10 protein-coding genes and 1 pseudogene are annotated in these 12512 nt (G+C 74.0%); 5 read left to right on the plus strand and 6 right to left on the minus strand.

What is annotated here, in order from left to right; translation table 11 throughout:
- Window positions 1-40: 40 nt before the first annotated feature.
- Together LCE31_RS27715 and LCE31_RS27720 are read right to left on the minus strand one after the other, a co-directional pair.
- Entirely contained in the window at window positions 41-508 is a 468-nt protein-coding gene (locus tag LCE31_RS27715; RefSeq protein ID WP_225018931.1) for a molybdenum cofactor biosynthesis protein MoaE, read from the minus strand.
- A gap of 51 nt (window positions 509-559) precedes the next feature.
- Window positions 560-1672: an SDR family oxidoreductase gene (locus LCE31_RS27720; RefSeq protein ID WP_225018933.1), complete on the minus strand. Its 1113-nt coding sequence runs from the start codon at window positions 1670-1672 to the stop codon at window positions 560-562.
- A 369-nt stretch (window positions 1673-2041) separates the two neighbouring features.
- Here LCE31_RS27720 and LCE31_RS27725 point away from each other — a divergent pair, with 369 nt between their 5' ends.
- A complete protein-coding gene (locus LCE31_RS27725; RefSeq protein WP_225018935.1) occupies window positions 2042-3565 on the plus strand; it encodes a zinc-dependent metalloprotease in 1524 nt (507 codons plus the stop codon).
- Window positions 3562-4146, plus strand: a complete 585-nt coding sequence (locus tag LCE31_RS27730) for an NUDIX hydrolase (RefSeq protein WP_225018937.1) — start codon at window positions 3562-3564, stop codon at window positions 4144-4146. Before LCE31_RS27725 ends, LCE31_RS27730 begins: the two co-directional genes overlap by 4 nt.
- Before the next feature lie 129 nt (window positions 4147-4275).
- On the opposite strand, the gene LCE31_RS27735 is transcribed toward LCE31_RS27730, so the two are convergent.
- Window positions 4276-5235, minus strand: a complete 960-nt coding sequence (locus LCE31_RS27735) for an NAD(P)-dependent alcohol dehydrogenase (RefSeq protein WP_225018939.1) — start codon at window positions 5233-5235, stop codon at window positions 4276-4278.
- Between the two features lie 150 nt (window positions 5236-5385).
- On the opposite strand from LCE31_RS27735, the gene LCE31_RS27740 reads away from it, so the two are divergent.
- The gene (locus LCE31_RS27740) at window positions 5386-6036 is read left to right on the plus strand and encodes a TetR/AcrR family transcriptional regulator (protein WP_225018947.1); all 651 of its coding nucleotides are present in this window, start codon (window positions 5386-5388) and stop codon (window positions 6034-6036) included.
- 247 nt (window positions 6037-6283) lie between these two features.
- On the opposite strand, the gene LCE31_RS27745 is transcribed toward LCE31_RS27740, so the two are convergent.
- The 3 genes and pseudogenes from LCE31_RS27745 to LCE31_RS27755 all read right to left on the minus strand — a co-directional run.
- Entirely contained in the window at window positions 6284-7039 is a 756-nt protein-coding gene (locus tag LCE31_RS27745) for an AIM24 family protein (RefSeq protein WP_225018949.1), read from the minus strand.
- 16 nt (window positions 7040-7055) lie between these two features.
- Window positions 7056-7736, minus strand: coding sequence for an AIM24 family protein (locus tag LCE31_RS27750; RefSeq protein WP_225018955.1), 681 nt, complete (start codon window positions 7734-7736; stop codon window positions 7056-7058).
- Between the two features lie 14 nt (window positions 7737-7750).
- Window positions 7751-8485 (minus strand): annotated as a pseudogene (locus LCE31_RS27755) (AIM24 family protein); the annotation flags it as partial.
- Between the two features lie 5 nt (window positions 8486-8490).
- On the opposite strand from LCE31_RS27755, the gene LCE31_RS27760 reads away from it, so the two are divergent.
- Together LCE31_RS27760 and LCE31_RS27765 are read left to right on the plus strand one after the other, a co-directional pair.
- On the plus strand, window positions 8491-9063 hold the full coding sequence (locus LCE31_RS27760) for a FadR/GntR family transcriptional regulator (RefSeq protein WP_225018951.1): 573 nt from the start codon (window positions 8491-8493) through the stop codon (window positions 9061-9063).
- Between the two features lie 384 nt (window positions 9064-9447).
- Window positions 9448-12393, plus strand: a complete 2946-nt coding sequence (locus tag LCE31_RS27765; RefSeq protein WP_225018953.1) for a helix-turn-helix transcriptional regulator — start codon at window positions 9448-9450, stop codon at window positions 12391-12393.
- Window positions 12394-12512: the final 119 nt, after the last annotated feature.

Here is a 12512-nt window from a genome sequence, read left to right on the forward strand (position 1 = left end):
CTCCCGCCCGTCGCCCGACCACCACCCCTGGCGGAAGGGGCTACGCCCCCACCCACTCTTCTGTGCCGTCGCTGAAGTTCTGGTGTTTCCAGATGGGGACCTCGTGCTTGAGCGCGTCGATGAACCTGCGGCACGCCGCGAACGCCTCCGCGCGGTGCGGGCAGGACACCGCGACGATCACCGCGAGATCGCCGATGCCCAGCTCCCCCACCCGGTGGACCGCCGCGAGACCCCGTACCGGGAAGTCCGCGGCCACCTTCTCCGCGACGCGGCGCAGTTCCGCCTCGGCCGTGGGGTGGCACGAGTAGCCGAGGGCGTCGACGTCGGCGCCGCCGTCGTGGTCGCGCACCGTGCCGACGAAGAGGGCCGTCCCGCCCGCCGCGTGGTCCCCCACCGCGGCGAACACCTCGTCGAGGCTCAGCGGGGTGTCCCGGATCGCCAGCAGCCGGACCGGATCGTCCCCCGGCCCCTCGCCCCTGTGGTCCGTACGGTCCTGTGTGGTTGCCATACCGTCCATCGTGCCGTACCGCCCGTGCCGCGTCACGGGGCGGGCGGCGGCCTACAGCCTGCGCCGCGCCTTGCGGACCCTGCGGACGACGGCGGCCGTGCCGAGCAGGGCCACCGTCGCGCCCGCGGCGCCCGCGGCCGTGGCGTCCTTGCGGCCGAGCCTGCGGCCTGCCACGGTGTGCCGGCCCTCGACCTCTTCGAGCAGCGCGCCGAGCACCTGCTCGTTGGTCCACCCGGGCCGCCAGCCCGCGTCGTGCAGGGCGCTCACGCTCACCACCCACGGGTACATCGTGTACGCGAGGTCCCCGGCCGGGGACGGGGTGAGGCCGATGCGGTGCAGCCTGGCCGCCGCGCCGAGGGCGACGGTCGAGGGCAGCTCCATGCGGCGGATGCCGCTGAGCTCCTCGACCTGCTCCTGTTCGAGCCAGCCGTCGCAGCCGACCGCGAACTCGCCCTCGACCCGGCCGAGCGCCGCGTACTCCAGGGCGCTGACCAGGTCCTCGACGTGACAGAACTGCCATGTCGGGCGGGACCCCGCGACGACGAGGAGGCGCGGCGACTCGAAGTACCGGGTCAGCGCCGTGTCGGTGCCGCCGACCAGGACCGCGGGCCGCACGACGGTGACGTCGAGACCCGGGTGCGCGCGCGGCGCGCGGCGGCCCAGTCGTTCGATCTCCAGCAGGTCGCCGACACCGGTGGCCTCCGCGGTCGCCCGCAGCTCCGCGTCCTCGGACAGCGGGACGTCGTTGTCCGGCAGTGCGCCGTAGACCATGGCGGACGTGCACAGCACGACGCGGTGCACGCCCGCGGCCGCGGCGGCGGTGAGCACGGTCTGCGTGCCGCGCACGTTGTACGCGGTGCGCGCGGCGGGGTCGCCCTCCAGATCCAGGTCGAGGGCGAGGTGCACCACGACGTCCGCCCCGCGCAGCCGCTCGGCGATGGCCGGGTCCCGGACGTCGAGGATGTGCCAGGTGGCGTCCTGGACGCCGCCTCTGCGCTCGTCGATCGCGATGACCTGCTTGATCTCGTCCGACGCCGCGAGCTTGCGGGTCAGCAGGTCACCGACCCCGGTGGCGGCGCCGGTGACGGCGACGACGGGGCCGCGGGACCTGCTCGCGGTTGCGTGGTTTCGCGTAGCGCGAACCTGTGGTTCTGGGGAACTCACCGGGCGTCTCCAGCGGTTGTCTTCAGTACGTACGTGAATGACGCGTGCGTACCAGGTGACGTTCATCCTGCCGCAGACCGCCAGGAGGTGTGCGTTCGGCCCGGAAGCCGTCCGGGTGTCGATTCCGGACGTATTCCGCCTCCGCCCGGATGTATTCCGACCGTCCGGATGTATTCCGGCCGGGGCGCGACGCGGCGCCGTGTGTTCCGGGCGTGGGGGCGCGAAGCGCCGCGTGGGAGTGCATCGAATGTGCTGTCGGGGGAAGGCGATCCTGACCACGTGCCCCGTGAGCGCGGTGAAGCATAGGCTGGATGGTGCAGGGCAGCCGCCATCGGCAGGAGCCGGTGGCCTTACGAGCCGAGGAAACCCGTGAGTGACACCCCATTCGGATTCGGCCTTCCGCCGGAGGAGCCGGAGGACGGCGACGGCAAGAAGAAGGATTCTGCCGAAGGCGGTCAGGGTTCTGGCGGCCAGGGCGGACCGGGCAACCCCTTCGGGTTCGGTGGTTTCGGACTGCCGGGCGGGAGCGGCGGCGGGGACAACCCGTTCGCGGCGATGTTCGGCTCCCTGAACCCGAACGACCTGGGCCAGGCGTTCCAGCAGCTCGGCCAGATGCTGAGCTTCGAGGGCGGCCCGGTCAACTGGGACATGGCGAAGCAGATCGCCCGGCAGACCGTTGCCCAGGGCACCCAGGACGGGACGAAGGACGCGAGCGTGACCGCCGCGGACCGCGGGGCCGTGGGTGAGGCGGTGCGCCTCGCCGACCTCTGGCTCGACGGGGCGACGTCGCTGCCCTCGGGCGCCAACACGGCGGTGGCCTGGAGCCGCGCCGAGTGGGTCGAGGCGACGCTCCCGGCGTGGCAGCAGCTGGTCGACCCGGTCGCCGAGCGGGTCGGCGCGGCGATGGGCGACGTCCTGCCCCCCGAGATGCAGAACGTGGCGGGCCCGCTGATCGGCGTGATGCGCTCCATGGGCGGTGCGATGTTCGGCCAGCAGCTGGGCCAGGCCGTCGGAGTGCTGGCCGGCGAGGTCGTCGGCTCGACCGACATCGGCCTTCCGCTCGGCCCGGCGGGCAAGGCGGCGCTGCTGCCGCTGAACATCGAGGCGTTCGGCAGGGACCTGGGGCTGCCGCAGGACGAGGTCCGGCTGTACCTGGCGCTGCGCGAGGCGGCGCACCAGCGGCTGTTCACGCACGTGCCGTGGCTGCGGTCGCACATCTTCGGGGCCGTCGAGGGCTACGCGCGCGGCATCAAGGTCGACACATCGAAGCTGGAGGACGTGGTCGGCCAGTTCGACCCGTCGCGGCCCGAGGAGCTCCAGGAGGCGCTCCAGCAGGGCATGTTCCAGCCGGAGGACACGCCGGAGCAGAAGGCCGCGCTGGCCCGCCTGGAGACGGCGCTCGCGCTGGTCGAGGGCTGGGTGGACGCGGTCGTCCACGAGGCCGCGAAGAGCAGGCTCACGGGCGCGGACGCGCTGCGCGAGACGCTGCGCAGGCGGCGCGCGTCCGGCGGTCCTGCCGAGCAGACGTTCGCGACACTCATCGGACTCCAGCTGCGTCCCCGCAGGCTGCGGGACGCCTCCCGGCTGTGGGCCTCGCTGACGGACGCGCGCGGTATGGACGGGCGGGACGCCCTGTGGGAGCACCCGGACATGCTGCCGACGGCATCCGACCTGGACGACCCGGACGGTTTCGTCCACCGGGAGCAGATCGACTTCTCCGAACTGGACAAGATGCTCGGCGAGGCGGCGGGCGGCGGCAGCCCGAAGGACGCCGGCAGCACCGACCTGACCAAGGGCACGGGAGCCGAGGGGCGCGAGGACGAGGCCCACGGCGACGGCAGCGGCAACGACAACGACGGGAACGACACCGGCAAGGACGACACCGACAAGTGAGCCTGTACGACGACGCCGTTCTCGTACTCAAGCGGTACGGGGACGGCCCCGAGGGCGTTGTTGACACGGCCGGAGGCCCGGCCGGAGCGGAACCGGACGAGCAGAAGGCGCTGTGCCGGGACTATCTGGACCATCTGTCCCTCCACCCGGACGACGGGATGTGGAAGGCCTGTGAGGCCGGCCATCTGACGGCGAGCGCGCTCGTCGTCGACCCGGTGGCCGGGCGGGTGCTGCTGACCCTGCACCGGAAGCTGAACATGTGGCTCCAGATGGGCGGGCACTGCGAGCCGGACGACGTGTCGCTGGCGGAGGCGGCGCTGCGCGAGGCGACGGAGGAGTCCGGGATCACCGGCCTGACACTCCTCGACGGCGGGCCGGTGCGGCTGGACCGCCACCCGATCCCGCCGCCCTGCAACCGTCACCTCGATGTCCAGTACGCGGCGCTCGCGCCCGCGCGCGCGGTGGCGGCGATCAGCGACGAGTCGCTCGACCTGCGCTGGTTCGGCTACGACGAGGTCGCGTCGGTGGCCGACGAGTCGGTCGTCCGGCTGCTGGCCGCGACCCGCGCGCGCCTCGCGTAGAGGCGGGTGGGCGGGGCGCGCCGTAGGCGACTCACGTAGCGGCGAGTGGCCCGGGCGCGCCGTACGCGCCTCGCGTAGAGGGCGGCGTTGCCGGCGCGTCGTGCTGAGTCAGTCGATGGCCGTACCGCGTCAGTCGATGGCCACGACGTGCTTCCCGCGTACGCCGCCCGCCTCCAGGGCCCGGTGGGCGGCGGCGATGTCGGCGAGGGGGTGGACGGTGTCCACGATCTCGCGGAGCGAACCGTCGTCGACGTACCCGGCCAGCCGGGCGAGGAGGTCGTGGCGGGGGTTGCCGCTGAAGAAGCGCACCCGGCGCGGTCCGAAGGCGGTGGACCCCACGACGTACGCCAGGCTGGGCAGCGGGTGCTTCAGGTCGAAGGCGATGGCGATCATGCGTCCGCCGGGCGCCAGCAGGGACCGGTAGGCGCGGTGCTCGGTGCCCGCCGTGTCGAAGACGACGTCGAAGGTGCCCAGGTCGGAGGGGCCGGTCGTGGTGTAGCTGAGGGCCTCGTGGGCACCGAGGTCCCTGACGAAGCCGAGGTTCCGCGGGCCCGCGAGGGCGGTGACGTGGGCGCCGAGGGCCGCTCCGAGCTGGACGGCGACACTGCCGACACCGCCCGCGGCGCCCCGCACGAGCAGGCGCTCGCCCGCCCGCAGCCGGGCCTTGTCCACCAGTCCTGTGATCGCCGTCGTACCGCCCGCGAGGAGCGAGGCCGCTTGCGGGTCGCTGAGCCCGGCGGGGGGGGGGGGGGGGCGCCCGGGCCGGACGGCCACGTACTCGGCGGCGCTGCCGAAGCGGCCGCGCGGCAGCAGCCCCCACACCCGCTCGCCTTCGCCGAGTCCCCGCACCCCCGAACCCGTCCCCGCGACCTCGCCCGCGAAGTCCAGTCCGACGCGTTTCGGGAAGGTGCGCCCCGTGACGATCTTCAGCCGGCCGGCCCGGCCGGCGAGCTCACCGCCGTTGACGCCCACGGCACGCACGCGGACCAGCACCTCGCCGGGGCCGGGGACCGGGGTCGGTGCCGTGCCCTCGTAGAGCACCTCGGGTGGTCCGTAGCTGTCGTAGAGCGCCGCGCGCATGTCGTTCACTGACGTCGTCCCGTCTCGTTCCGCCCGCCCCGCCCGCACGCGCCGTACCGGAGTCCGGCAGGCTAAGTGGTGGGGTGCTTCCGTTTCGCTTTCCGCCGACGCTACGCGGTCGGCGCCCCTTTCCCGCCCGTTCGCGTCCAAGTGAGAGACATGCCTGATCAGACGTATCAGAAGGAGCCCGGAGCGCTGCGGGCCGATGCCCGGCACAACCGCGAGCGGATTCTTGAGGCGGCCCGTGAGGCGTATGCGGCGCAGGGGACCGACGTGCCGCTCACCGCGATCGCCCGGCGGGCCGGGGTGGGGGTCGCGACGCTGTACCGGCGCTTTCCCACGCGCACGGCCCTCGTCGCGGAGGCGTTCGCCGAGCAGCTTTCGCTCTGCGCGGGTGTGCTGGACGAGGCGCTGGCGGACCCCGACCCGTGGCACGGGTTCTGTGCGGTGATCGAGAAGGTGTGTGTGATGCAGGCCGTGGACCGGGGGTTCACCGCCGCGTTCCTCGCGCAGTTCCCTGACGGTGGCACCGACTACGAGCGGGTGTGGTCAAGGACCGAGGAGGGGCTCGCCGAACTCGTTCGGCGGGCGAAGGCGCACGGCGGGCTGCGGGCGGACTTCGCGCCCTCGGACCTGCCCCTCCTGCTGCTGGCCAACGCGGGGGTGGCCGCCGAGCCGCGTGAGGTGGCGGTGGCCGCGTCGCGCCGGCTCGCCGCGTATCTGCTGCACGCGTTGCGTGCGGAGGGCGCACGTCCGCTCCCGCCGCCCGCGCCGCTCGACCTGCGGAGCGTCCACGCGGAGCGCCGCTGACCCGGCCGACCCGGCCGCCGGGACGGTTCGGGCCGGCTCGGGACGGTTCAGGACGGTTCGGGGAGGCGAGCCGTCGGGACGGTTCGGTTCGGGCCGGTGAGCGGGCCTTCGGCCGGGGTGGTGAGCGGGCGTCCGCCGTCAGTGCGGCCGTACGTCCGCCGTCAGTGCGGCCGTACGGGTCCGGTGCGGCGCCGTCGGAGGGGGCGGGCCCGGCGGACCGCCCCTCCTGCCTGCCGGCCTGCCGGCCTCAGCTCCAGGCGTTGCCCCGGTTCTGGCCGTGCGCGCCCTGCTGGCCCATCCCGAACTGCGCGGCGATCCCCGCACCGATCTGGGCGTTCTGCGGCGGCAGCAGTTCGCTGGGCTGCACCAGGGCGAACCCCTGGCCGAGGAAGCTCAGCTCCCAGCCCTCGCCGGTGCTGCCGCGCCGCCGCCGTACCGGTGAGGAGTACGTCTGCGCCTGCATCTGCACCCGGAGCGACGACGACCAGGCGACGATCGCGTCCGCGTCGGCGCTGACGTACTTGTCGGGCGTGATCTGCATCATCAGCGGCTGTCCCGACGTCATCAGGGCGACCTTGCCGGTGCCGGTGATGAGCAGCTGGTACTTGCCGGTTCCCGAGATGCCGTACTGGCTGTCGACCGCGATCACCTCGTGGTGCAGCGTCGAGTCCAGCGCCAGCACGTACGCGCTGTCGACCGTCAGGCCGTCGCGGTCGACGTCCACGACGTGGATGTACTGCGCGAGGTTCGCCAGGTAGACGGTGCCCTGCCCGGAGACGCGCATCAGGTCGAGGCCCTCGCCCGTGTGCGCCCGCGCACGGCGCCGGCCCATGCTCTGGTACTCGCCGTCGAACTCCATCATTCCCTGGTAGGCGACCATGGCGCCCTTGCGGGCGAGCACGTCGTCCTGCCCGGTGAGCGCGACGCGCAGCAGCTGGCTGTTCTGGAGCGCGTACCTGCCCTGCGTCTGCGCTTCCGTATAGGCGAAAAGCGGACTCTGCATGGTGTGTTCTCCCCCCTCAGCCGCGGATGCGCAGGCGGTCGGTGCTGTCCTCGCTGGGCTGTACGACGACGATCCCCTGTCCTGAGAACGCCATCTGGTACGCCTCGCCGCTGCCGCGCCCGATCAGCGCGCCCGCCTTGAAGCTGCGCTTCCCCTTGACCTTCAGGTTCGGCGACCAGGCCACGAGCGCGTCGGGGTCGACGTACGTCTCGTCCTCGCCGCGCCCGCAGTCGACCGTGATCGGGGTGCCGCGCGAGGTGAGGGCGACCCAGCCGGTGCCGGAGATCTGCACGTTCCACAGGCCCTGGCCGGCGAACTTCGCCAGGCCCTTGACACGTTCGACACCCCACTGGAGATGCGCGTCGAAGGCGAGCACATTGGTGCCGTTGACGGAGATCGCCTCGTTGGTGAGGTTGACCACGACGACGTGGGCACCGTAGTCGGCGAGGTAGAGCAGGCCGTCGCCCGCGCACTTCATGATCGGCGTGCCCTCGCCGGTGACCCAGTGCTCCGCGATGTGCCGCACGGACGGCGGATTGGGCTCGTACTGGATGAAGCCCTCGTACGCGACCATCGAGCCGGTGCGCGCGTAGAGGTCCTGCCCGCTGGCCATGGCGACCTTGAGCATGGTGTGGCCGTGGTTCTCCATCCGGGCCGCGATCGGGGTCGGGGCGTAGCCCGCGAGCTGCTGTTCCATCATGTCGGGCTCCCTCAGACCTCGTACGGCTGGACGACGATGAAGTTCCCCGGCGCGCCGCGGAACTGGAGGTTCACGGTCTCCCCGCTGTGCCCGGGGAAGGCGTTGCGCCGCAGCCTGACCTGGCTGGAGAGGATCACCTGGGACGCGGCGGACCAGGCGACGACGGCGTTGGCGTCGGCGAAGGTCGTGGGCGTCACGGGCAGCACGACCGGGGTGCCGTGCGTCTTGACGACGACGGTGCCCGTGCCCTGGAACAGCATGGTGAACAGGGCGCCGCCCGGGATGCCGTGGCCCTCGATCCTGCGTACCTCGTACTGAAGGGACTCGTCGAAGGCGAGCACGTTCTCGGCGGACACGCAGATGCCGTCGCCCTGCAACTCGACCGGGTGCAGGTGGGCGTTGTTCTCCGCGAGGAAGACCTGGCCGCGCCCCGTGCAGCGCATGAGCTGCATCTCCTGGCCGGTGGCGTTGCCCACGACGCGGCCCGCGAAACCGGCGCCCTTGTACCCGAAGTCGACCTTGCCCTGGTACATCACCATGCTGCCCTGGCGGGCCAGTACGGGGGCGCCACCGCCCATGGTCAGGTCGACGCGCATGAGGTGGCCGTTCTGCGCGGTCCAGCGCTGCCCTGTCGGCGTCTCCTTGTAGAGGTTGAGCGCGGCGTGCAGGCCGGCTCCGCCGGGGGGCGCGCCTCCCGGGACGAAGCCCTGGGCTCCTGCGGGCGGCCCGCCGGGCGGTGGGCCGGCCCACGGTGCGCGCCGCGACCGCCCGCCTGCGCGAGATCGGCTGCCTCGAAGTCACCAGGGGACGCAGCGGCGGCCACTACGTCCGCTCGGGGTGGCAGCGCGAGTCCGGACCCGCCGTACGGCGCACCCTGCTGCCGCGCTGGGAGCGCACCAAGGAGCTGCTGGACGCCCGCTGCCTGCTGGAGTCGCTGATCGCGAGGACCGCGGCGGAGCGCCGTGACGATGAGGACCGCGTACGCGTCTCCCGGGCGCTTCAGGAGTACACGGAGGCCGCAGCCTCGGGCGACGGCACCCGCATCCGCAGCACGGACGCGATGCTGCACAGCGCCATCGCCCGGGCGGCGAAGAACGAGCCGCTGGCGGTCTACGGGCACCAGTTGCTTCAGGAGATCAGCGCCGGATTCCCCATCGAGCCGTACCGGGGCGACCTCACGGAGCGCGCCCTTGCCGAGCACCGCGCGCTGGTGCACGCGGTACTGACGGGTGACCAGGAGGAGGCCGGACGCGTCGCGGCATACCACTTCACCATCACCGGGCAGACCCTGAGCGCCATCCTGGAACGCAGCCTGGAAACCTGACGCGCCGCGAGTGGCGCCCGCCTCGCCGGGTTCAGGCTACCCGCCGGTAAAGTTCGTGCAAAGGGCAGGTGGAAACTCGTCCGGGGCCCGCGGCGTCCCGCTTCCGCCGGGCAGCCCGCCCTCCCCCGCCGACGCTGGTCACGGCGCCGGCGCCGGCGGAAGCGGTCCGCGCAGGCGAGAGCCGGATCGCGGGGTTCCGCGCGGGCGCCCGTCCCCCGGCGGCAAGCCCGCGCTTCCCACCCCTCCCGAGGTCGGACGGCCGTTGCCGGACGGCACAGGGCCGGTCTTGACACCCGGTCAACGAGGTTCTGTCATGGGCACGCATACAGCGCGCGGGAGTCTGCCAGGGGTCCGTGCACCGCGAACGAAAGGTGGTCCGTCAGCGTGCGAGATCTCCTTTCCCGGCAGGAGACCGTGCACCGGGTGGAGTCCCGGCCGCCGCTCGTCCTGCGCGGTCAGCGGCAGCCGCTGGACGCGGCGGGCGCGGCGCTGCGGGACGGCCGCGGCGTCCTGCTGTACGGCCCCGCCGGCAGCGGCAGGACGACGCTCGTGGAAGCCCTGGCCCGCCGCCTCGGGCCTGACGTCACCTGGTTGTCGTGCTCGCCCGCGGAGGACGACGCACGGCTGCCCTTCGTGGGCCTTGTGGACCTGTTCACCGGGGTGCCCGACGAGGTGTTCCGCGACCTGGCGCCGGAACCCGCGCGGGTGCTGCGGGACGTCCTGCTCGGTACCAGGGCCTCCGTCGACGAGCACGACGGTCTCGCGCTGCGGGTGGCCGTCACCCGGACCCTGCGGCGGCTCGGCCGGTACGGCCCCGCGGCGCTGGTGGTCGACGGACTCCACTGGCTGGACGAACAGAGCGCCGACGTCCTCTCGTTCGCGGTGCGCCGGCTGCACGGGACCGCGGTCCGGGTCCTTGCCACCGAGCGGGTCGCCCCCGGCGGACAGCCCGGCCGCCCGTGGTGCTGCCCGCCCGACACCGCCGAGATCCCCCTGCGCCCCCTGCCCGACTCGGACATCGCCATGCTGCTCGCGTCGATGGGCGGGAGCACCCTCCCGGCGGGCACCGTCCGCGTCGTGCAGGAACTCGCCGCGGGCAACCCCCGTTACGCCCGTGAGCTGGGCCGGGGCGCCCATCTGGACGGGATGCTCGCCGCGGACGGCAGCCCCCGTGTGCCGGTCAGGCTACGCGCGTCGATCCTCGCCCCCGCCCGTGCGCTGCCCGCCCCCGCGCTACGGACCCTGCTGGTGTGCTGCGCCGCCGTGCACCCCGACCTCACCCTTCTGCGCGCGGCCGGGATAGCCGACGCGGAGGCGCATCTCGGTGCGGCGGAGCGGGCCGGGGTGGCGTCGGTCGGTGCCGACGGCACGGTCGCGTTCGCCCATCCGCTGCTGCGGGCCGCGCTGTACGCGGACGCGTCGACGCGGGAGCGCCGCGTGGCGCACGCACTGCTGGCGGACGCCGTCACCGACCCGCGGCGCATGGCCCACCACCTGGTCCTGGCCCACCCCTACGAGAACGAGGCGGTCGCGGCCCGGGTGATGGCCGCGGCTGAGGCCGCGCACGCCGGTGGTGCCCTGGAGGACGCCGCCGACCTGGCCGGAATCGCCGCCGAGCGCACCCCGTCCCGTACGGGTCCGCGCGCCGGCGCCGGCAGCGGCAGGGACAGCAGCAGCCGGGACGGGCGGAGCCTGCGGGCCGCGGAGTACGCCTGTGACGCGGGCCGGCGCGACACGTCCGAGCGCCTGGCGCGCTCAGTCCTGAGGTCGTCGCCCTCCCCGCGGCACCGGGTCGCGGCCCGGATCGTGCTGCTGCGCAACGCGGGACAGGCTCTCGAAGGCTTCCAGGAGGTGCTGTCCGGCGGCTTCAGGGACGCGGCGGGCGACGACGTCCTGACGGGGCGGCTGCACCACTGGGCGGCGCTGCGCTGCCTGATCGTCGGCGAGCCGCCGGCCGCGGCCGCGCACGCGCGGCGGGCCGCCACGGAGGCGGCGATCGGCGCGGACCCCGTGACGGGCCTGAGCGCCCTGACGACGCTGGCCCGCGTGCAGTCCCTCACCGGCAGGACCGACGAGGCGCGGGCCACCCTGGACCGCGCGCTCTCCCTCGCGGCCCGCGAGGGCGGGCCACGCCGCCGGGGCATGGTGCGCATGCGCGCCGTCCTCTCGCTCGACGGCGACCGGGTCGGCGAGGCACGCGCCCGGATGGCCGAACTCCTGGGCGACGAGGACGAGTACGCGTACGAGCCGGACGCCGCGGAGTACACCAGCGTGGAGGACCGCGTCGCCACGCTGCTCGCCCTCGTCCGGATTCAGGTGCGCGCGGGGGAGTGCCGGGCCGCCCTGCGTACCGCGGCGCGCTGCGCGCGTACCGCGGGGGACGCCGGTGCCGTGTCGGCGCCCGCGCTCTACGCCCTCGCGCTCGCCGCCTCCGTCGGTTCCACGGCCGACGAGGCGGGCCCCCTCACGGCGGACGCGGTACGCGCCTCGGAGGCGGACGGTGACCGGCTCTTCCTGCTGCGCGCCCTGGCAGCGCAGGCGCAGACCGCCCTGTTCGGCGGCGGCCTCCAGGGCGCGGCCGACGCGGTCGAGATCCTGCTCAGGGTGAAGGGGATCGCCGCGGACATCGGCGTGGCGGACCCGCCTCTTCTGCACTGGACGGCGGACCTCGCCGAGGCGCACGTGATGCTGGGGGACGCCGAGGCCGCAGACGCCGTACTCAAGGACGGGCGCCGGCACGTCCACGCCGGGTCGCCGGGGAGCGTGACGGCCGCGCTGGAGAGGGCAGAAGGGCTGCGGGAGGCGGCCAGGGGCCGGGCCAAGGAAGGCGCCGAGCTGGTCCGCGCGGCGGCCGACCGGTTGCGGCCGCTCGATCTGCCCGTCGACCTGCTGCGGACGCTGATCGCCCTGGGGACCGTGGAACGGCGGGCCCGCCACAGGACGGCCGCGAACCGCGCGCTCACCGAGGCGCTCGACCTCGCGGAGACGCACGGCGTGGTTCCGCTCGCGGCCCGCGCCCGGGCCGAACTCGCCCGGCTCGGGGCCCTGGAGGGCGGCGGCGCGGCAGCGCTGACGGCCACCGAGACGAGGATCGCGGAACTGGTCACGGGCGGGGCCTCCAACCGCGAGGTGGCCGCGAAGCTGTTCATCAGCGTCAAGACGGTGGAGGGGAACCTCTCCCGCGTCTACCGCAAGATCGGGGTGCGCTCGCGCACCGCGCTGGCGAGGGCGATGGCCCTGTCCGCGGAGGCCACCGCGGCCCCGCCCGCCGACGCCCGCCCCGGCGCGCCGACCGGGAACCGGGGCCAGGGGCAGAGCCAGGGCGCCTGAACACCGGGCTGTGCCGCGCCGGCCCGACGGGAGGGCCTCCGTACCGCGTATCCGTCCCGCGCGTCCGTCCCGCGTATCCGTCCCGTCGCCCCGACGGGCGTCCCGCACCCTCGCGCCCG

Source organism: Streptomyces sp. 8L, from assembly GCF_020176795.1.
In the GTDB taxonomy this organism is placed as follows: domain Bacteria; phylum Actinomycetota; class Actinomycetes; order Streptomycetales; family Streptomycetaceae; genus Streptomyces.